18 protein-coding genes are annotated in these 19,165 nt (G+C 63.7%); 11 read left to right on the top strand and 7 right to left on the bottom strand.

Going from position 1 to position 19,165, the window contains the following annotated elements:
• Nucleotides 1-43 precede the first annotated feature (43 nt).
• Nucleotides 44-1,261 carry an NnrS family protein gene (locus AB7F49_RS20210; RefSeq protein ID WP_428525613.1) on the top strand — a complete coding sequence of 406 codons (1,218 nt, stop codon included), beginning with the start codon at nucleotides 44-46 and terminating at the stop codon, nucleotides 1,259-1,261.
• 84 nt (nucleotides 1,262-1,345) lie between these two features.
• Here AB7F49_RS20210 and AB7F49_RS20205 read toward each other — a convergent pair whose 3' ends face one another.
• On the bottom strand, nucleotides 1,346-2,359 hold the full coding sequence (locus AB7F49_RS20205) for a tripartite tricarboxylate transporter substrate binding protein (protein WP_428525611.1): 1,014 nt from the start codon (nucleotides 2,357-2,359) through the stop codon (nucleotides 1,346-1,348).
• A gap of 1 nt (nucleotide 2,360) precedes the next feature.
• The gene (locus tag AB7F49_RS20200) at nucleotides 2,361-3,248 is read right to left on the bottom strand and encodes a TauD/TfdA dioxygenase family protein (protein WP_428525609.1); all 888 of its coding nucleotides are present in this window, start codon (nucleotides 3,246-3,248) and stop codon (nucleotides 2,361-2,363) included.
• 121 nt (nucleotides 3,249-3,369) lie between these two features.
• On the opposite strand from AB7F49_RS20200, the gene AB7F49_RS20195 reads away from it, so the two are divergent.
• A complete protein-coding gene (locus tag AB7F49_RS20195) occupies nucleotides 3,370-4,329 on the top strand; it encodes a LysR family transcriptional regulator (RefSeq protein WP_428525607.1) in 960 nt (319 codons plus the stop codon).
• Nucleotides 4,330-4,378: 49 nt separating this feature from the next.
• Here AB7F49_RS20195 and AB7F49_RS20190 read toward each other — a convergent pair whose 3' ends face one another.
• Complete coding sequence (locus tag AB7F49_RS20190; RefSeq protein ID WP_428525606.1) at nucleotides 4,379-6,073, bottom strand: DUF3825 domain-containing protein; 1,695 nt, start codon at nucleotides 6,071-6,073, stop codon at nucleotides 4,379-4,381.
• 138 nt (nucleotides 6,074-6,211) lie between these two features.
• Here AB7F49_RS20190 and AB7F49_RS20185 point away from each other — a divergent pair, with 138 nt between their 5' ends.
• Complete coding sequence (locus AB7F49_RS20185) at nucleotides 6,212-6,766, top strand: hypothetical protein (protein WP_428525604.1); 555 nt, start codon at nucleotides 6,212-6,214, stop codon at nucleotides 6,764-6,766.
• A 10-nt stretch (nucleotides 6,767-6,776) separates the two neighbouring features.
• On the opposite strand, the gene AB7F49_RS20180 is transcribed toward AB7F49_RS20185, so the two are convergent.
• On the bottom strand, nucleotides 6,777-7,928 hold the full coding sequence (locus AB7F49_RS20180; protein WP_428525602.1) for an MFS transporter: 1,152 nt from the start codon (nucleotides 7,926-7,928) through the stop codon (nucleotides 6,777-6,779).
• A gap of 95 nt (nucleotides 7,929-8,023) precedes the next feature.
• Between AB7F49_RS20180 and AB7F49_RS20175 the strand changes: the two genes are divergently transcribed.
• Together AB7F49_RS20175 and AB7F49_RS20170 are read left to right on the top strand one after the other, a co-directional pair.
• A complete protein-coding gene (locus AB7F49_RS20175; RefSeq protein WP_428525600.1) occupies nucleotides 8,024-8,746 on the top strand; it encodes an AzlC family ABC transporter permease in 723 nt (240 codons plus the stop codon).
• Nucleotides 8,739-9,050 (top strand): AzlD family protein, encoded by a 312-nt coding sequence (locus tag AB7F49_RS20170; protein ID WP_428525598.1) that lies wholly within the window; start codon nucleotides 8,739-8,741, stop codon nucleotides 9,048-9,050. Before AB7F49_RS20175 ends, AB7F49_RS20170 begins: the two co-directional genes overlap by 8 nt.
• A 105-nt stretch (nucleotides 9,051-9,155) precedes the next feature.
• Here the strand turns inward: AB7F49_RS20170 and AB7F49_RS20165 are convergent, their stop codons facing one another.
• Nucleotides 9,156-10,709, bottom strand: coding sequence for an AAA family ATPase (locus AB7F49_RS20165; RefSeq protein ID WP_428525596.1), 1,554 nt, complete (start codon nucleotides 10,707-10,709; stop codon nucleotides 9,156-9,158).
• A gap of 109 nt (nucleotides 10,710-10,818) precedes the next feature.
• Between AB7F49_RS20165 and AB7F49_RS20160 the strand changes: the two genes are divergently transcribed.
• The 3 genes from AB7F49_RS20160 to AB7F49_RS20150 all read left to right on the top strand — a co-directional run bounded on the left by AB7F49_RS20160 (nucleotide 10,819) and on the right by AB7F49_RS20150 (nucleotide 13,580).
• Nucleotides 10,819-11,142, top strand: coding sequence for an NIPSNAP family protein (locus AB7F49_RS20160; protein WP_428525594.1), 324 nt, complete (start codon nucleotides 10,819-10,821; stop codon nucleotides 11,140-11,142).
• Between the two features lie 15 nt (nucleotides 11,143-11,157).
• Nucleotides 11,158-12,840 (top strand): thiamine pyrophosphate-binding protein, encoded by a 1,683-nt coding sequence (locus tag AB7F49_RS20155; RefSeq protein WP_428525592.1) that lies wholly within the window; start codon nucleotides 11,158-11,160, stop codon nucleotides 12,838-12,840.
• Between the two features lie 71 nt (nucleotides 12,841-12,911).
• Nucleotides 12,912-13,580: a TetR/AcrR family transcriptional regulator gene (locus tag AB7F49_RS20150; protein WP_428525590.1), complete on the top strand. Its 669-nt coding sequence runs from the start codon at nucleotides 12,912-12,914 to the stop codon at nucleotides 13,578-13,580.
• A gap of 24 nt (nucleotides 13,581-13,604) precedes the next feature.
• Here AB7F49_RS20150 and AB7F49_RS20145 read toward each other — a convergent pair whose 3' ends face one another.
• Nucleotides 13,605-14,711 carry a carboxylate-amine ligase gene (locus AB7F49_RS20145; protein WP_428525588.1) on the bottom strand — a complete coding sequence of 369 codons (1,107 nt, stop codon included), beginning with the start codon at nucleotides 14,709-14,711 and terminating at the stop codon, nucleotides 13,605-13,607.
• Between the two features lie 109 nt (nucleotides 14,712-14,820).
• Nucleotides 14,821-15,651 (bottom strand): universal stress protein, encoded by an 831-nt coding sequence (locus AB7F49_RS20140; protein ID WP_428525586.1) that lies wholly within the window; start codon nucleotides 15,649-15,651, stop codon nucleotides 14,821-14,823.
• Nucleotides 15,652-15,794: 143 nt separating this feature from the next.
• On the opposite strand from AB7F49_RS20140, the gene AB7F49_RS20135 reads away from it, so the two are divergent.
• The 3 genes from AB7F49_RS20135 to AB7F49_RS20125 form a co-directional block, all read left to right on the top strand.
• Entirely contained in the window at nucleotides 15,795-17,288 is a 1,494-nt protein-coding gene (locus AB7F49_RS20135; RefSeq protein WP_428525584.1) for an FAD-linked oxidase C-terminal domain-containing protein, read from the top strand.
• Nucleotides 17,289-17,307: 19 nt separating this feature from the next.
• Nucleotides 17,308-17,619: a hypothetical protein gene (locus AB7F49_RS20130; protein WP_428525582.1), complete on the top strand. Its 312-nt coding sequence runs from the start codon at nucleotides 17,308-17,310 to the stop codon at nucleotides 17,617-17,619.
• A 216-nt stretch (nucleotides 17,620-17,835) separates the two neighbouring features.
• Nucleotides 17,836-19,165 (top strand): elongation factor G (locus AB7F49_RS20125; protein ID WP_428525580.1); only part of this gene is annotated, 1,330 nt, incomplete at its 3' end.

Genomic DNA, 19,165 nt, shown 5'->3' with positions numbered 1-19,165 from the left:
CTTAGGTCAAGTCGCTCCTGCCGGCGACTGCTAGTCTATTTCCATGAGCATCCCGGCCGCCCTTGAGCGCCGGCGCAATTATGCCGGCCCCGCGCTGTTCTCTTACGGGTTCCGTCCGTTCTTCGTCGGCGGCGCCGTATGGGCGGCGCTGACGATTCTGATTTGGATTCCGTTGCATTCCGGCGCGTGGCCAGAGGCTTGGCAATGGCCTTCGGCGATCGCACCGCTCGACTGGCATGTCCACGAGATGCTGTACGGCTATGTTCCAGCAATCGTGGCCGGTTTCCTACTGACCGCTATCCCGAACTGGACCGGGCGGCTGCCGGTCTGCGGCGCCTCGCTTGCCGCCCTGTTCGCGCTGTGGATCGCCGGGCGCGTCGCCATGGTGTCGACCGCCGGGGTCGGCCTTCCGGCCGCGGCGATAATCGATGCCACCTTTCTGCTGGTTCTGCTGGGCGTCGCAGCACGCGAGGTGATCGCCGGCCGGAACTGGCGCAACCTCCGGGTCCTCGTGATCGTCTCGGTGCTGGCGCTCGGCAATATCGCGTTTCATGTCGAGATCATCCGGACCGGAGCCGCCGATTACGGCACTCGCGTCGGGATCGCGGCGGTGATTTTGCTCATCAGTCTGGTCGGCGGCCGCATCGTTCCGAGCTTCACTAACAATTGGCTAGTGCGCGAGAATCCCGGCCGCTTGCCGATACCGTTCGGCCGTTACGACATGGTGACGCTTGCGGTGTCGGCGATCGCGTTCGTCTCGTGGATCGTGGCGCCGTCCGCGCTGTGGAGCGGCGCGCTCCTGATCGCCGCGGGTCTTTTGCACATTGTGCGGCTCGCGCGCTGGGCCGGTGACCGCACCTGGCGCGACCGGCTCGTGCTGGTGCTGCATGTCGCCTATGCCTTCGTACCCGCGGGCTTCCTGCTGACCGGCGCGGCCATCGTCTGGCCCGACATAGCGCCCGCAAGTGCCGGAATCCACGCCTGGACCGCGGGAGCGATCGGCATGATGACAATTGCGGTCATGACGCGCGCGAGTCTGGGCCACACCAAGCAGCCGCTTGCCGCCTCGCCGGTGACGCAGGCGATCTATCTGTGCCTGTTCGCCGCTGCGCTGATGCGGATCGCCGCGGCCATGACCGGCAGCATCGGCCTGCTGCATGGCGCGGCAACGCTGTGGGTGCTCGCCTTCGGCGCCTTCGCGGCGAGCTACGGGCCGCTCCTGATCCGAAAGCCGCCGGTCTGGCAGCAAACCGCGCATTGACGCAGACGCTGCGCGGCGCGCCGTGAACTCCGATGCATTTGCAGAACCACTCACGCGATTTGGCGCGTCGAAAGGCGTGTGGCCTCAGTTGAGGCTCGCACCCGACCGCCGCACCACCTCGCCCCACTTTGCGGTTTCGTTTCGCATAAAGGCAGCGAAATCCTCCGGTGTCCCGGGATCGATCTCGAATCCCTGTGCTTCCAGACTCTTCCTCACATCGCTTCTGGTGATTGCGGTTCGCAGGCCCTGATTGACGGCATTGACGATCGGTTGCGGCGTCTTGGCAGGTGCCAGCAGCCCGATCCACGCCGTTGCCTCATAGCCCGGCAGTCCTGCCTCCGCGACGGTCGGCACGTCCGGAAGCTGGGTGATCCGGTTCTTCCCGGTCACCGCCAGTGCCCTCAGTTTCCCCGATTTGATATGGGGCAGGACCAGCGGCACGACACCGAACATCAGCGATGTCCGGCCTGCGATCAGATCGATTACCGCAGGCGCGCCGCCGCGATAGGGCACATGACGCAGCTGAATCTGCGCCATGGAGCCGAACAGCTCTCCGGCAAGATGAAGCGAGCTGCCGTTGCCAGCCGAGCCGAAGAGCAGCGCATCGGGTTTGTCCTTTCCGTATTGGATCAGTTCGGCGATCGAGCGGATCGGAAGGTCGGCGTTCACGACGACGACATGGGGTATGGACACGGCAAGGCCGATCGGAGTGAAGTCCGCCACCGGATCGAACGGGATCGACTTGAACAGGGCGGCATTCGTCGCATGCGTGCCGTTGGTCCCGAGCAGGATCGTCGATCCGTCCGGCGCTGACTTGGCCACAAGTTCCGCGGCAAGATTGCCGCCGGCACCGGGCTTGTTCTCGACGATGACCGTCTGCTTCAGGTCTTCCGCGAAGCTCTGCGACAGGACGCGGGCCAGCGCGTCGACCGCGCCGCCGGGTGCAAAGGGAACGACGAGCCGGACCTGCTTCGGAGGCTGTTGCGGCTCCGGTACCTGTGCCAGACCTTGCGTTGCAAGGCCGAATGTGAGGGCCGCGGCGAGCGTCGCCGCAGTGGCGAAGCGACGTGGTTCTTGCATTGTGAAGGGTGAGGTCATGTCAGGCCGCCGCGGAAGTGGATTGCGCCGCCGGCTGACCGGCCACGCGGCCAAGCGCCTCACCGCTGATCTGGGTTCGCAGCATGTGGCGGGGTGTCGAGTGATCGAAATCCGCGACGGCCAGATGCATGGCGGAGCGATTGTCCCACATCAGAAGGTCGTGCGGTCGCCATTGCTGCCGATAGGTGAATTCAGGCTGCACCGAATGCGCGAACAGATAGTTCAGCAGCGGGCGGCTTTCGTCGAAGGTCCATCCTTCGAAATGACTCGTCACCATTTCGCTTACATAAAGCGCTTTGCGCCCGGTCTCGGGATGTATCCGCACGACCGGTTGCGCGACCGGCGGATTCTTCTTCTTCATTTCCGCCATGAAGGCGGGATCGCGATTGGCGATGTCCTTGCCCATCGACATGTCGTGCACGGCCCAGAGCCTGTCGAGCATCTCGCGCAGACCCGGGGACAGCGTCTCGTAGGCCATGTACATGTTGGCAAACATGGTGTTGCCGCCGACCTCGGGGACCTCCTTGCAATAGAGCAGGGAGCCGAGCGCAGGGCGCGTGGTGAATGACAGATCCGAATGCCATTGCCGCCCGGTATTTCTGGTGTCCGACGGCTTTCCGTCGATCACATGGTTGGTGATCTGCAGGACTTCCGGGTAGCCCGGCAGATTGTAGCGGCTGAATGGGTGGACATCGAGTTCGCCGAACCGGCGGCTGAACGCAATATGTTGCTCGGGTGTCAGGACCTGATCGCGGAACAGCAGGACCAGATGCTCATGAAACGCATGCCGTATCTCGGCGAAAGCTTCCTCGCTCATCGGCTTGGTGAGGTCGGCGCCGATAATTTCGGCACCAAGTGCATAGGAGAGACGGCGGATTTTCAGCGGCATGATGGCTCCCTTGCTTTCGCGGTCCGGCCAAATCAGACGGATTGGCGGGCAAAGATCAATTGCTGACCTTTTGGGGATTTGTGATAACCGGAGGTTATCGCAACAGGCGCGGAGGCGCTTCATGGCCGGGCAAACGCTTCGCGATCGTCTGCGGATGCGCCACATGCTGCTGCTGGTGACGCTCGACCAGACGCGCAGCCTGCATCGGACCGCCCGCGTGCTGGGGCTCACGCAGCCGGCCGTGAGCAAGTTGCTGGTCGAGCTGGAGACGATGTTTGCCGCGAAACTGTTCACGAGGACCAACCGGGGCGTGGTGCCTACTCCGGCGGGTAACATCCTGGTTCGCCGCTCCGCTGCGGTGATTGCCGAGATCGATCACGCGCGCGACGAATTGCTGGATCAGGCGGGTGGCAATCGCGGACGGATCAGGGTCGGTGTCTATCCGGTGGCGATCCCGCAGCTTTTGCTGCGCACGATCATGACGATGCTTGCGAAATTTCCTCATACCGTGATTTCGATTGAGGAGGGCACCAGCGAGCTGATGCTGCTCGCCTTGCGGCGCGGCGAGATCGACTGTCTGCTGGGGCGCGTGCCGGAGAAGCCGCCGGCGGACGATCTGGTCCATATGCCGCTCTACCACGAACGCATCTGCGTGGTGTGCGGGCCGCAAAATCCGGTATTGCGAAAGAAGGCGCTTACCCTGCGCAAGGTCGTGTCCGAATCCTGGATCTACCCGCAGACCGATGCCTTTCTCAAAGCGCAGATCGACGGCATGTTCGTGCGCGAAGGATTGCAGCCGCCGACGCCGAAAGTTCAGTCCTCGTCCTTCATTGCCGTGGAGGCACTGCTGCGCCGGACCGACTTTCTCAGCATTTGGCCGGCGGGGCTTGCGAATGACTATGCCGAACGCGGTCTTCTCCGCATCTTGAAGGTCAGGCTGGATGACGCCCTGCCGCCGGTCGGGGCGCTTCTGCGGCAAACCCCGGTGCAGCCGCCGGTGGTTCGCAATTTTCTCGAGACCTTGCAGTCGGTGGCGAAATCAATCCGCATGGCCGGCGATTCGCCGGCTGCGTGCCTGTAGAGACAGCCGATGCCCCTCCAGTCCCGTGTCACGCCGTTCGGCGATCTCGTTAAGGTCGCAGCCACTCCGGATCGGGCCGAGCGATGAGCCGGGCATTTGTATAGGCCTGGGCAATCGTAAGCGCGGTTGGTGCGTGATAGTTGTCACCAGCGCGGTTCACCACCAGCGCCAGTTCTGGATTGGTGTAATCGGCCTTCAGGCAAAGCGGCAGCAAGAGCTGGATCTGTCCGCGGCGCCAGGACGGAATCGCGATCTTGTAATTTCGGCGAACACGATCGATTGCGACATTCTTGGCATCGTTGATTTCACGCAGCGCGCTTCCGGGCTGAATTCCGATGCTTTCAAGGCGCTTGCGGTTGTCCCGAATGATGTGCTCGGCTTCGATTGCGAGCGAAGCCTTGCAGTCGAAGATCAGGTGCGACGGATTGGTGATATACTCGGCGAGTTCGGGACGCTTTGGAAGTCGGGCGATCTGGACATTGGACGCTTTTACAAACTCCTTCAGCTCCCATTCCTGCGGCGCGGCGCCCGTATACTTTGTAAATTGCGCGACAATGTCCGCATAGAATTCCTTGGTCTGCAATCCGATATTGGCATAGGCGAACTTGCCATCGATTACGATCTTGTTCTCCTCAACGAGGCGGTTGAGGGTGTAGATGACGTATTGCTCGAGGACCAGGTAAGTGCGCCCTTCCTTCGCGCGCGTTTCGGAATCGGTGATGGCTGCCGTCGCCTCGGTGTCTTCGTTGTGGCGCCGAGTACTGTATTCCCATGGTTCGTCCACGGCCATCTCCGCCAGGTGCGGGATGAGTTCTTTCAGGCTCCGCATGATCGCGAAGCGCATGCACGGGTGGCGCGGTGTGAAGACGGTGATATCGGCTGCGCGGTCGCGCGTCTCTCCCTGCTTCTTTTCGATGGTAGGGCGGAAGATCACGGCTTCGCCCTCGTCAAGGTAGCGTTCGCCGCCCATGCCCATACACACATCGCTGTAATGGGCGAAAAAATCCTTGCCCTTGGACGCGATGATCCCGAAACCCTTTTCGAGGTCCCACCATTTGACCTCGCCGCGCACCCATGGCGTTTCTCCGATCAGTTCGACGTTCCTGGCGCGAGGTCTGCGTGGCCCCTTGGAGGGTGAGAAGCGGACCCGCTCGTCCTTCATCAGGTGCTGCTGGCCTTGAACGGACTTCCTGTCGAAGTAATAGGGCTCCGCTTCGCCATGTACACGGATGCGTCCCTGCCAGCTGATCTGGGAATAGTGCAGGACGATGCCTTCGATCGCATCGGTTAATTCGGATGCGGCCATGGCATTGCCGTTTGCCGCGGCGCTCTGGACTGGCGCGCCAGTGTCTTTTGCGACCGGCGCGCCGGCTGCAAGCTCGCTCACCGCATCAATGAGGGTTGCGCCGTTCGGCGCATCGGGCGATGGCATGCGGACATTGCCGCGCAACTCCGAGTTGCTGTGTTCAAGCCGGGCTTGATCAACGCGGGGTGTCGGACTCGAGATCACGCCCGCTTCTTCCACCACGGCCTTCGATTCGATACGGTATCCGGACTCGATGCGATCGATCGCGTCGTCCAGCAGCTTCATTTGGGCTGAAAGTTGCGCATGGGTGAAAGAACTTTGGCGCAGTTGCGTCTCCAGCGCATCGCGCGATCGAACATAGATATCGGCTCTGCTTGCGGGCGTGTTTGGATCGAGCCGCGCTACCACGCTCGCGAGGAATTGGTAAAAATCGGCCATGGGGGGGTGCCTCACGCTGTACGGCTCAATACAATCTTAGCGTTTAACTTGATAAATTCAATCAAAAGTAGAAAAATCGGTCCCCTTCAGTCCCGTGTCACGCCGTTCGGCGATCTTGTTGCCGATCCCGTCCGTGGCATGTTCATGGGCAATCGCGGCGGACGCATTCACGATGGTGCGCGGCGACTGACGGCGCGCCGCTTCGCCTCGAAGCAGTGGATTTGCTGCGCCCTCGATTTCAAGGGGCGGAGGCGCAGTGTCTGGGGCGACAGCTACACCGAACTGTTCTTCCTCGACGAGGTGACCGCGTTGGCCGCCGGGCACCGGCCGTGTTTCGAGTGCCGGCGAGCGGATGCGGATGCTTTCGCCGATGCATGGCAACGCGCGTTCGGCCAGCGTCCGCGCGCGGCGGAGATGGACAGAAGTCTTCACCAAGAGCGGATCAATGGCCGCGCCAAGCGAATTCACCGGCACGATATCGCAGCCCTTGCGGATGGTACGATGATTGCGATCGAGGGCGCGGCCTTTGCCGTGAAAGGCGGCGTGTTGCTGCGCTGGTCACCCGCCGGATATGTCGAAAGGCGCGCGCGCCCCTTGTCGGGTTCTGTCGATGCTCTCACGCCGCCGTCGATCGTCGCTGTGCTGGCAAACGGCTACGCGCCGTGCTGGCACCCGAGCGCTGCTGCCGTCTGACGGGCGGGTCTCACGCCTCCCGCCAGGCGAAGCGGACGAAGCCGGCCATGATCAGCAGCATGCCTGCGATCAGTCCTACGACGCCGGGCCAGCCGGTGCTGCTCCAGAGCAGGCCTGGGATCAGCCCGCCGAAGCTGCCGCCGATATAGAATGACGTGACATAGAGGCCGACCGCGGACGAATTGCCTTCGCGCGCGTTGGTCGCGACAAAGCTCTGGCAGCAGACCTGCACATAGAACCCGGATCCCGTGATCATGAACAGACCGACGATGATCACCGGGAGTGACGGCGCGAGCGTCAGCAGGATGCCACCCATCCAGACCGCAAGCGCGATCAGTCCGAATCTGCGACGGCCGAACAGCGACACCAGGCGGCCCGTGAACGGCGCAGTGACGATGCTGATCAGATAGGTGACGAATACCGCGCCGATCGCGGCGGTCGAGAGGCTGAAGGGCGGGGCCGCAAGCCGGAAGCCGAGATAGGTGAAGGCCGACAGGAAGTTGAACATGATGCCGAAGCCGACCCCGAAGGTCGCGAGCAGGCGCGGGTTGCGCACATGCGCCAGTATCTGGCGAAGCGAGGTCGCGAGCGTCGTTCCGTGCACGAAGCTGCGTTCGCGCGGCAACAGCGCAATCACCACCAGCGCGCACAGCGCCGTGATGCCGGCATCGGCGAGCAGCGCATTGCGCCAGCCGACCGGTTCGGCCAGCGCTGCCGTCACCATGCGTCCGCCAAAGCCGCCGACCGCGGTCGCGGCGATGAAGGTGCCGTTGACTGCCGTCGCTTCGCTCGTTGGCCATTCGGCTCCGATATAGGCGACCGACACCGCAAAGATCGGCGGCAGCAGCAGCCCCTGCACGAATCGCCAGAACAGCAGCGCCTCCAGGCTCTGCGAAAAGCCCATCATCACGCATGGGACCACCAGCAGCGCGATCGCGACCGCGATGATGAAGCGCCGCCCCAGCACGTCCGCGATGACGCCCGTGAACGGCGCGGTGATCGCGACCGCGAGCGCATTCACGGTCATGATCTGGCTGATGGCGGCCGGTCCCACGCCGAACTCCTCCGACATCAATGGCAGCACCGCCTGCGGTGCATACATGTTGAGCATCGCGGTGAGGCCGGCCGTCGCAATCGCGACGCGGGGCATGGGACGGAGCATGAAGGGGCTGGGGCAGGGGTGGATTGCAGCCGCCAAGATTGCCCAGCCGGGGCGGCTTTGCTAGAGCGCAAGCCCCCACTCCCGGCATGACCTCCATGCAATCCGAACCCAGCGATGGCGGTCCTGCGCCCACTTGGAGCCTTGAAGGCGTCCGCCAGGGCGCGATGGCGATCGTCCCGGCTTTGCCGGGCGTAGCGCTGTTCGGTGCGGCATTCGGGGCGCTTTCCGCCGAGCGCGGGCTGTCGCTGCTGGATGCCGTGCTGATGAGCGGTATCGTCTTCGCCGGTGTGTCGCAGATTGCATCGATGGAACTCTGGTCGCCGCAAATCACGCCGGCACTGGTGCTGACCATCGCTTTCACGTCCTTCGTCATCAATCTGCGCATGCTGCTGATGAGCGCATCAATGCGGCCCTGGCTGGCCGGCGCGCCGCCGCTGCAGGTCTTTCCTGCGCTCTACATCCTCACCGACAGCAACTGGATGTCGACGCTGCGCTATCGCCGCGAAGGCGGCGCCGATGCGGGCTTCGTGTTCGGCGGCGGATTCGCGATCTGGCTGACATTCGTGCCGTCGACTGCGGTCGGCCAGGTATTCGGCAAGCTCCTGTCCGACCCGCGCCCCTATGGTGTCGACATGATCCTGCCGCTCTATTTCGTGGCGCTGCTGGCGCCGATGTTCGAGAGCACACGCCGATCGGCCCCGTGGGCGATTGCCGGACTGGTCGCGATCGCGGTTCAGCTCGTGGTTCCGGGCTTCTGGTATATCATCGCCGGCACCATCGCGGGCGCCATTGCCGGAGGCCTGCTCGGCGATGAATGAACCGCTGCCGCATGGCGTCTTCGCCGTCATCGCGGCCATGGCCGCGGTCACGGTCTTCCTGCGCTTTGCCGGATTCTGGATGATGGGCAAGGTGACGCTGACGCCGCGGGTCATGCGCATGCTGGAAGCGCTGCCCGGCTCGGTAGTGGCCGCCCTGATCGTGCCGGTCGTGCTGAAGGAGGGATTGTCCGCGGCGGTGGCGATGGCGGCCGTGGCTCTCATGATGATCTGGCGGCGCAACGAGTTTCTGGCGCTCGCCTGCGGGATCGGAATCGTCGCTGCCATGCGCGCGACCGGGTGGTGATCCAGTTCGGTGTTCGTCCGCGAAAGCGCGATCCGGTCGTCGCAGGCGCTTCTGTCGCATAGTGATGCCCGCATTCGAAAGGCAGAACAAGGAAATGGTTGCCTTTCAGGCCACGGACGACAGCGCCGCTTTCGCGTTCGCCAGGGTCTCCTCCGGCGTTCCCGAAGCATCCACCTCGACCCAGTCGATCGCGCCAAGATCGTAACCGGCCTGCCTGCGCGCCACATCGGCATCCGCATCGGACGCATCGCCGACGCGGGCGCCAACGCGGGCGATGCGGGTTTCCATATCGGCGGTCAGGAATAATCCGCGGAACGGAACGCCTTCGTCTGCCGCGATTGCCGCGACATTCGTGCGCTCGCTTGCCTTTGCGAATACTGCGTCCACCACCGCCGAATGCCCGGCTCGCAGGACGTGCGCGGCACGCTCGCCGAGTGCTGCGTAAACTCTTGCAGTAACGGCCTCCGTATAGGCCTGTTCCGGGAGCTTTTCGGTCTCGGCATAGTTGAACAGCGTCTTGCGCATGGTATCGGAACGCAGGATGACGGCGCCCGGCACCGGCGGGATATCCGCCGCCATCATACGCGCAAGCACCGACTTGCCGGTGCCGGACAGGCCTCCGACGGCAACGAGCATCGGTGGCGGAGGCGCCATCAGCCGCACCGCAAGCTCGAAATACGCCTTCGCACTCGCTTCAATACCGGCCTTGTCCTTGTCTTCGGCATGTTCAAGCTTCGCCGCCGTCACCTTGGCGCGGATCGCAGCGCGCATCGACATGAAGAAGGGCAGGGTGCCGAGCGCATCGAGATCGTCCATGCGGCCGGTTTCGGCGAGATAGCGGTTGAGAACGATATTGGCCGCGTCCGACAGTCCGCGCTCGACCAGGTCCATCAGAAGGAAGGCAAGGTCGTAGAGCACATCGCCCGATGCGACCAGGGGATCGAACTCGATCGCGTCAAACAATGTGGGCCTGTCGTCGATCATCGCGATATTGCCGAGATGCAGGTCGCCATGCCCGCGCCGCACCAGCAGCATGTCGCCGCGGCGACGCAGCATTGGCCGCAATTGCGCAATGGCCCGTCGGCTCGCCTCGATCAGATCTTCGACCTTGTTCGGTGCGAACAGGCCCGGAAATTCCGCGAAGGCCTCCTCGTTCTGGCCGATATAGCTCTCGAGCGCCTCGATCCATGGTTCGGCCTCGACCGAAGGCACCTGTCGATGCGCCGCCACCACGGTCCGCGCGAGCGCATCGGCCAGCGCGTTGTCGATGCCGCCCTTCTCCGCCAGCCGGTCGAGCGTTGCATTCTCGTCGAAACGGTGCATCTCCAGCGCCCATTCGACGGCTTCGCCGCCACCACCGATCGAGAGCCGGCCGGAGCCGTCCTTGCTGATCGGCACGACACCGCGATAGATGTTGGGCGCGAACAGCCGGTTCACCCGCAACTCCGCCTCGCAAGCCGCCTTGCGCTTTTCCGGCGTCGAATAGTCCAGGAACGGAAACTTCACGGCGCGCTTGACCTTGAGCACGCGGTCGCCGGCGAGGAACACCGCCGCGCCGTGCGTGTCGATGCGCGTCACTTCGGCGCCGCCATGCGCCGCCGGATCGGACAGGAACGCGAATACCGCATCCTGCGAACTTTTGCTGTGGCTGTCTGGCATGATCGGTGTGCGAACCTGTCACTGCGTCGGGCTTGACCCGGACGCGTCTGCGCTGAGAATGCCGCCGTCGCGCCCGCGGGCGCTCTTGCTATCTGGCGGAGGAATCACAGTGCTCATCGATCATCGAACCTATCGTATTAGGCCGGGTTGTGTTCAACCCCATCTCGATATCTACGAGCAGCATGGATACGCCGCCCAGACCCGGCATCTCGGCAAGCCTGTTGCCTATATGTTCGCCGAGAGCGGTGATTTGAATACCATCGTGCATATTTGGGCTTATGAAAACGCGACCGACCGCGAAAAAAAACGCGCGGCGATGGCTGCCGATCCGGAATGGCGGAACTATCTCAAATTGAACAGCGAGGCGGGGTACCTTGAGAATCAGGTCACCAAGCTGATGATTCCCGCGAAGTTCGCGCCCATCATCCGCTGATTGCAGAGAAACGCCATGCGCAGCAATGACGGATCGCGAACCGGCGGCGAAATCCTTGTGGATCAGCTCGTCGCGCATGGCGTTCAGCATGCCTTCTGCGTGCCCGGCGAGAGCTATCTCGCCGCGCTCGACGCCTTCCATGATCGCAACATCGCGCTCACCGTCTGCCGGCAGGAGGGCGGCGCGGCGATGATGGCGGAAGCGGCGGGCAAGGCGACCGGGAGGCCGGGCATCTGCTTCGTCACGCGCGGGCCCGGCGCCACCAATGCGTCGCCCGGCATCCATATCGCGATGCAGGATTCCACTCCCATGATCGTTTTCGTGGGTCAGGTGGCGCGCGACATGCGCGAACGTGAGGCGTTTCAGGAACTCGACTACCGCGCGGTGTTTGGCACGATGGCGAAATGGGCGACCGAGATCGACGATGCCGCGCGCATCCCGGAAATCGTGTCGCGTGCTTTCCATACCGCGACCAATGGCCGGCCGGGACCGGTGGTGATCGCGCTGCCGGAAGACATGCTGACCGAGCGCGCGGTGGTTGCCGACGCGCCGCCCTTCGAGCCGGTCGAGACCTGGCCGGGCCTTACCGACATGTCCAGACTGCAGAAGATGCTCTGGTCCGCGCAGCGCCCGATCATGATCCTCGGCGGCAGCCGCTGGTCGCAGAAAGCCTGGGCGGCGACGCAACGCTTCGCCGAGCGCTTTGATGTCCCGGTGGCGACCACTTTCCGGCGCGGCCACCTGTTCGACCAGACCCACCGGAATTATGCCGGCGATCTCGGCGTCGGCCCGAATCCGAAGCTCGTCGCGCGGATCAAGGCGTCCGATCTGGTCGTTCTGGTCGGTTCCCGCATGGGCGAGATGCCGAGCCAGAGCTATACGCTGTTCGAGATTCCGCAGCCCCGGCAGCCGCTTGTTCATGTGCATCCCGGTGTCGACGAACTCGGGCGGGTCTACCGCCCCAGTCTGGCGATCAATGCCTCCCCGACTGCCTTCGCCGCCGCACTGGAAGGACTGCAGGCTCCCAACACGATCCGCTGGTCGGACGAGACCCGTGCCGCGCACGCCGATTACATCGCCTTCAGCGAACAGGCGACCGAGGTGCCAGGCGCGGTCAATCTCGGCGAGATCATGGTGTGGCTGCGCGACAATCTTTCAGCCGACGACATTCTCTGCAACGGGGCCGGAAATTTCTCAGGCTGGCTGCATCGTTTCTATCGTCTGCGGTGCTTCAACACCTTTGTCGGACCGACATCCGGTTCGATGGGATACGGCGTACCGGCCGCAATCGCGATGAAGCGCCTCCACCCGGAGCGCAACGTGTTCTGTCTTGCCGGTGACGGCGACTTCCTGATGCATGGGCAGGAATTCATGACCGCCGTGCAATATGATCTGCCGGTGGTGATCGCGATCGTGGACAATGGCATGTACGGGACCATCCGCATGCATCAGGAGCGTGAATATCCGGGCCGCGTGGTGGCCACTGCGCTGAAGAACCCGGATTTCGCAGCTTATGCCCGCGCTTTCGGCGGCTTCGGCGTGACGGTGGAGAAAACCGCGGATTTTGCGAAGGCCTATGCTGCAGCGCGCGCGTCCGGCCAGCCCGCCATCATCCATCTGAGGGTCGATCCCAGCGCGATTACCCCGGCAACGACCCTGGAGGCGATCCGGGAAAAGGCGATCGGGCATCGTCGCTGAATACGCGGCGCGGATTGGGGCGGCACCCACGCCGCTTGTCTACATGGCGTGAATCATGATTCACTCCATTTATGCCCTATCGGCGCACGCCGCAGGTTCTTCGCAAACAGGCCGCCCGCCATCAGGCCATCATCGCTGCCGCGGTGGCGGCAGCGGCCGAGGGCGGCATGGTGGCAGTGCAGATCGCTTCCGTGGCGCAGCGCGCCGGGATCGCGACCGGCACGGTCTACCGGTATTTTCCATCCAAGGCCGAGCTGGTCACCGCGCTGGTTTCGGCGATGTCCGAGCGCGAGCTTGCTGCCATCCGCAAGGCCGGCAGGTCCGCACCGGGGCCATTGTCGGCGCTGGCGGCTGCGATTGCCACATTTGCCGCACGCGTGTTACGGCAGCGCAGGCTCGTCCGGGCGATCATCGCCGATCCTGCGGAACCCGAGGTTGAGGCAGGGCGGACTGCGTTCCGCCGCGCCCTCGCCGAGGAGTTTAAAATGCGCATCGCGGCTGCGATGCAGGCCGGTCATCTGCCGGCGCAGGACGTGAATCTTGCGGCTGCGGCGCTGTTCGGCGCTTTGCTCGAGGGATTGATCGGGCCGCTGGCGCCGGACAGTCACGATGATGCGGCGGGTGCTCGCAACGTGGTGCAGGCGCTGACCCTGTTGTCGCTGCGTGCACTCGGCGTGGTCGATGCGCGCGCGCGGGGCGTTGTGGTGCAGGTCGCACTGCCGGCGGCGGAGGAGGGGTGACCCGGGATCACCGCGCCGGCAGCGTCAGAGGACAGTCGCTTCTGCGAGCCATTCCGTCACCCGCCGCAGCGCAAGCTCCGGGTTATCGGCATGCTGCTCGAAAATCGCGAGCTGACGGTCGGCCGAGGTACCCCGTTCGACGATGCGCCGGCAATGCAGCACCGCGTCGAGGCAACCGAGCGCCTTGGCGTCCGGAGCCACCTCGGTGATGACGTGCTCCAGCATCTCTGCGACCGTGATCGGCCCATCGCGCTCAAGCCTGGCGAAGCTTCCCCGCACCCCATAGCGCTGCGCGCGCCACTTGTTCTCGACCACGATCGCACGCGTGATCGCATTCATGTCGCGGTTCTGCGATGGATTAAGCGTGAGCCTGCGCGTCACCGCCCGATAGAGGGCAGCAACCGCGATTGCATCGTCGACGCGGGTACAGACGTCGGGGGCCCGCAATTCCAGGGTCGGGTGTTTGAGCGACGGGCGTACCGCCCACCAGATATAGCTTGCATCCGGCATCACGCCGGCCTGCACCAGCGCATCGATATAGGCATCGAACTCCGCCTTGGTCCTGAGCAACTCCGGAATGCCGGTGCGCGGCAACTCGTCATAGGCCGCGAGCCGGTACCCCAGCAGCCCGGTCGGCTGCGAGCGCCAGAACGGCGACGACGTGGAGAGCGCGATGAAGAGCGGCAGATGCGGCAGCATCCGCGTCATCACGTCGATACGGTCGTCGGGATCCGGCAATTCAACATGCACATGCATGCCGCACAGCATGTTGCGCCGTCCGATCATCTGCAGGTCGTCCATCACGCTGTCGTAGCGCTCGCCGTGCGATTGCCGGGACCGTTCCCATATCGCGGTCGGGTGCGTTCCGGCGGCCAGGATTGCGAGCCCATGATCGTTCGCGATCGTCCCAAGCCTGCGTCGGAGCAGGCGCAGATCCTCATGCGCAGCCGCCATGTCGGTCTGCGGCGCGGTCACGATCTCGATCTGTGACTGCAGGAACTCGCCGGTCACCCGTTCGCCGAGTGCCGCCTTGGCCGCGGCAAGGAAGCGCTCCGGCATTCTGCGCGTTACGGACCCTGTCTCGCTGTCGACAAGAAAATACTCTTCCTCGATGCCAAAGGAAAACGACATTCACGCCTCACATCCGGTCGTCCGACGCAGGCCGTCGCGGTCTGTACGGCCGTGCGCAGGACGCAAGCAAATTCAGCAAGGGTGATTTGGTTCCAGGCGGTCAGGGCGTCTAGTGCGACATGAAGGTCGGAACTGTCATGGATTGCAGGATTGAGCGCGTGGCCCCCCCGAGCACGAAATCGCGCAGCCGGGAATGACCGTACCCGCCCATCACGATCAGGTCCGCGTCGATATCCGCGGCATGCGAGAGAATGGCATTCGCAACATCGATATCGGGCGCCGGAAGCCGCGAAAGCTCGGTCCTGAGCTTGTAGCGCGCAAGGTGCTCGGCGATATCGGCACCGGTGACGTCATTCTCGTCGAACTTCCCGGTCACCACGGTCAGGACCTGCACGTTGTTGGCCCTGGCGATCAGCGGGAGGCTGTCACCGATGGCCCGCGCCGCGGCGCGGCTGCCGTCCCAGCACACCACCACGCGCTTCACGGAGAAACCGGCTTTCTGAATATAGGGTACGATGAGGACCGGACGTCCCGAATTGAACAACGCAGCCTCGATCATGTTCTGCGCGGTGACGTCGTCGTCGGATTCCGATTGCTTCAGAACCGCGAGGTCGTACGCCCGCGCCAGATTTGCGAAGGCTTCCGTGGCCACGGACAGGGAGCCCTCGGGTGTCAGCGAATGCGCCGAGATCTGCGACCGCTTTGCGGCAGCCTGGAATTGCGCCGCGGTGGATTTCGCCTGCGTCCGGTTTTGCTCGATGAGCGAGCGGAGAATGTCGGCGCCGCCAAGATCGGTAATGGCGGGGGGCCACGGCGGATCATAGGAGAAGGCGACGCCGGTTACATGCGCGTCGAAGGCTTCGGCAAGCGAGATGGCGTAGCGGCAGGCGGGGTCGTCCTCGGTCCCCGGCGTCAGGTTGACGACGATATCCTTGATCATGAAGCGCTCCGGATTGCAGCGTCGGGAGATTAGAATGCGGGGGGCGGGCATCAGCCTGGCACCGGCGCAGCATTCTGCGCCCTCGCGGCGGCGACCGCAATTGGATAAGCTGTATGCCGGATTTCCGGACGTGGGATTGACTCATGTCAGTGCGCATGCCTGACCCCGACCGCGCGGTTTTGCTGCGGCGCGAAGCCATCATCGCCGCCATGCAGGCGATCGTGCCGGGCGAAGGCGTGATCGCAGGCGAGCGCGAGATGCGGCCATTCGAGACCGATGGGCTTACGGCCTATCGGCAATTGCCGCTGGTCGTCGTTCTGCCGTCGACCACGCAGCAGGTATCCGACATCTTGCGTTATTGCCATGACAACAACGTCAAGGTGGTGCCGCGCGGCGCCGGCACCTCGCTCTCCGGCGGCGCGCTGCCGCTGGAAGACGGCGTCCTGCTCGGCATGTCGAAATTCAGCCGCATCCGCGAGATCGATTTCGACAATCGCGTGGTCGTGGCGGAGCCGGGTGTCACCAATCTCGGAATCTCGAACGCGGTTGGCCACAAAGGCTTCTATTACGCGCCCGACCCGTCCTCGCAGATTGCCTGCACGATCGGCGGCAATGTCGCGGAGAATTCCGGCGGCGTGCATTGTCTGAAATACGGGATGACCACGAACAACGTCCTCGGCGTCGAAATGGTGCTGATCTCAGGCGAGATCGTGCGGATCGGGGGCAAGCATCTCGATGCCGGTGGCTATGACCTGCTTGGCGTCATCAACGGCTCGGAGGGGCTTCTGGGCGTCGTCACCGAAATCACCGTGCGCATCCTGAAGAAACCTGAAACCGCGCGTGCGCTGCTGGTCGGATTCCCAAGCTCCGAGGATGCCGGTGCCTGTGTCGGACGCATCATCGGGGCCGGCATCATTCCCGGCGGCATGGAGATGATGGACCGCCCGGCGATCCATGCGGTCGAGCAGTTCGTGCAGGCCGGCTATCCGCTCGATGTCGAGGCGCTGCTGATCGTGGAGCTGGATGGCGGCCAGGCCGAGGTCGATCATCTCATCGAGAGAGTCGATGCAATCGCCAGGAGCTGCAATGCCAGCACCTGCCGGGTTTCGCAGAACGAGGACGAGCGCCTGCTGTTCTGGGCCGGGCGCAAGGCGGCATTCCCCGCCGTCGGGCGCATCTCGCCCGATTATCTCTGCATGGACGGCACCATCCCGCGCGCGGCCCTGCCGCTTGTGCTGGCGCGCATGCGGCAGATGAGCGAGCAATACGGCCTGCGGGTGGCCAATGTGTTTCACGCCGGCGACGGAAATCTGCATCCGCTGATCCTCTATGACGCGAATGTGCCGGAAGAACTGGACAAGGCGGAAGCGTTCGGCTCCGACATCCTGCGGCTATGCGTCGAGGTGGGTGGTGTCCTCACCGGCGAGCACGGCGTCGGCATCGAGAAGCGCGATCTGATGCCGGCAATGTTTTCGGAGATCGACCTCAACCAGCAGCAGCGCCTGAAATGCGCCTTCGACGCGCAGGGGCTGCTCAATCCCGGCAAGGTTTTCCCCACCTTGCATCGCTGTGCGGAGCTCGGGCGGATGCATGTGAGGGCCGGGAAGGTCGCGTTTCCCGATATTCCGAGGTTTTGAGGCGTCCGGAGTCATCACCATGATGCGGCTGCCGGCAACCCCGCTCGCATGCGAAAGCCGCGATCCGAATGTCCCGGTTCAGCACATTCTCGATACATTCAATGCGATGTTTCCGGATCGTTCGGATCTTGTGCGGCGCACAGGATGGCAACGCGGACATATCGACACGATTGATTTCTACGACGGTTCCACTGCGCGATACAGTTTTTCCTCGCGGGACCAATTGCTCGACGTCGTACCCGCCGCGCATTTCACCGGTCCGCGGTTTCTGCCGTCCGGACATTACGAGCTTGCCGAAGGCTGTCCGTTGCTTGCCCTGCGCCGGATCTGAGCGCGGTCGCCACGCTGGTGCTCCACGGGGTCCGGGATAAGGCTTCCGATTGCCCTTGCCTTCGCCGCAAAGTGCGCAGACCATAGGCCTTCCGGCGTCTGACTGTGGCCGGAATGACCGGCCCTTCGGGTCAGGCGCCCAAACCGGGCGTGATGCCGAAGACATGCAACGCGGTTCTCGGAATGCATCGCGCCCTTCCGGCAAAGGGAGGCGTCGATGACGGAAGCGAATGCCAACGGCACCAGAACCAACGGCAATAGGCCGAAGGGTCCCCGGTGCATTGCATTGGTGGGCCCCTTCCAGAGTGGGAAGACCACGCTGCTCGAGGCGATTCTGGCGCGCACCGGCGCGATCCAGCGCCAGGGCAGCGTCGAGGCCGGCACGACGGTCGGCGACAATTCGAAGGAAGCGCGCCATCACGCCATGAGCGTGGAATTGTCGGTCGCGACCACGACCTTCATGGACGAAAGCTTTACCTTCATCGATTGCCCCGGTTCGATCGAATTCATCCACGACATGCGCGCCGCCTTGCCCGCGGTCGATGCCGCGGTCGTGGTCTGCGAGGCGGACGAGAAGAAGGTGCCGCAATTGCAGCTCGTGCTGCGCGAACTGGAAGATCAGAACATTCCGCATTTCCTGTTCCTGAACAAGATCGACAAGGCCGACAAGCGGCTGCGCGAAACATTGCAGATATTGCAGCCGGCATCGCGCATCCCGCTTCTGCTGCGGCAGATACCGATCTGGAAGAACGACATCATCACCGGATTCGTCGATCTCGCGCTGGAGCGGGCGCATGTCTACAAGGAGCACACGGCATCCGAAGTGATCGAGCTTTCGGGCGAAGATCTTGAGCGCGAGAAGACGGCGCGCTTCACCATGCTGGAGACGCTCGCCGATCACGACGACGAATTGATGGAGCAATTGCTGGAGGACATTCCGCCGCCGCGCGACAAGGTGTTCGACGATCTCGCCAAGGAATTGCGCGAGGGGCAGGTCTGCCCGGTTCTGATCGGCGTCGCTACCCGCACCAACGGCGTGCTGCGGCTGCTGAAGGCGCTGCGGCATGAGGCGCCGGATGTGGAGACGACGGCGAAGCGGCTCGGCGTGAAGGCCGGCGGAAACGAGGTGGCAGCCTACGCGCTGAAGTCGATCAACACATCCCATGGCGGCAAGATGACGGTTGCGCGCGTGCTGGCCGGTCAGGTCGGGGATGGTGTAACGCTCAACTCGCAGGATCGCGACGCCGGACGCGTCTCGGGCGTGTTCAAGATGATGGGCCAGGCCTTCGAGAAGCGCGGGGCGGCTCAAACCGGCGAAACCGTAGCCTTCGGCAAGCTCGACAATGCCAGAACCGGCGACACGCTGGCCTCCGGCAAGGACAATCCGAAACGCCTCGTCGAGGTCGTGCCGTATCCTGCGGTGCTCGCCATCTCGATTGCGGCGAGAGAGCGCAAGGACGACGTCAAGCTCGGGCAGGCGCTGAACAAGCTGGTGGAGGAAGACCCCTCAATTTCCGTCGTGCACAACGCCGACACCCATGAAGTGA

This window comes from Pseudorhodoplanes sp. (assembly GCF_050250235.1).
In the GTDB taxonomy this organism is placed as follows: domain Bacteria; phylum Pseudomonadota; class Alphaproteobacteria; order Rhizobiales; family Xanthobacteraceae; genus Pseudorhodoplanes.
This window is presented reverse-complemented; position numbering and strand designations above follow the sequence as displayed.

Bases quoted from the DNA above. Each gene is read 5' to 3' on its own strand.
- AB7F49_RS20210 (WP_428525613.1), top strand. From the start codon at position 44: ATGAGCATCCCGGCCGCCCTTGAGCGCCGGCGCAATTATGCCGGCCCC.
- AB7F49_RS20205 (WP_428525611.1), bottom strand. From the start codon at position 2,359: ATGACCTCACCCTTCACAATGCAAGAACCACGTCGCTTCGCCACTGCG.
- AB7F49_RS20200 (WP_428525609.1), bottom strand. From the start codon at position 3,248: ATGCCGCTGAAAATCCGCCGTCTCTCCTATGCACTTGGTGCCGAAATT.
- AB7F49_RS20195 (WP_428525607.1), top strand. From the start codon at position 3,370: ATGGCCGGGCAAACGCTTCGCGATCGTCTGCGGATGCGCCACATGCTG.
- AB7F49_RS20190 (WP_428525606.1), bottom strand. From the start codon at position 6,073: ATGGCCGATTTTTACCAATTCCTCGCGAGCGTGGTAGCGCGGCTCGAT.
- AB7F49_RS20185 (WP_428525604.1), top strand. From the start codon at position 6,212: ATGTTCATGGGCAATCGCGGCGGACGCATTCACGATGGTGCGCGGCGA.
- AB7F49_RS20180 (WP_428525602.1), bottom strand. From the start codon at position 7,928: ATGCTCCGTCCCATGCCCCGCGTCGCGATTGCGACGGCCGGCCTCACC.
- AB7F49_RS20175 (WP_428525600.1), top strand. From the start codon at position 8,024: ATGCAATCCGAACCCAGCGATGGCGGTCCTGCGCCCACTTGGAGCCTT.
- AB7F49_RS20170 (WP_428525598.1), top strand. From the start codon at position 8,739: ATGAATGAACCGCTGCCGCATGGCGTCTTCGCCGTCATCGCGGCCATG.
- AB7F49_RS20165 (WP_428525596.1), bottom strand. From the start codon at position 10,709: ATGCCAGACAGCCACAGCAAAAGTTCGCAGGATGCGGTATTCGCGTTC.
- AB7F49_RS20155 (WP_428525592.1), top strand. From the start codon at position 11,158: ATGCGCAGCAATGACGGATCGCGAACCGGCGGCGAAATCCTTGTGGAT.
- AB7F49_RS20150 (WP_428525590.1), top strand. From the start codon at position 12,912: ATGCCCTATCGGCGCACGCCGCAGGTTCTTCGCAAACAGGCCGCCCGC.
- AB7F49_RS20145 (WP_428525588.1), bottom strand. From the start codon at position 14,711: ATGTCGTTTTCCTTTGGCATCGAGGAAGAGTATTTTCTTGTCGACAGC.
- AB7F49_RS20140 (WP_428525586.1), bottom strand. From the start codon at position 15,651: ATGATCAAGGATATCGTCGTCAACCTGACGCCGGGGACCGAGGACGAC.
- AB7F49_RS20135 (WP_428525584.1), top strand. From the start codon at position 15,795: ATGTCAGTGCGCATGCCTGACCCCGACCGCGCGGTTTTGCTGCGGCGC.
- AB7F49_RS20130 (WP_428525582.1), top strand. From the start codon at position 17,308: ATGATGCGGCTGCCGGCAACCCCGCTCGCATGCGAAAGCCGCGATCCG.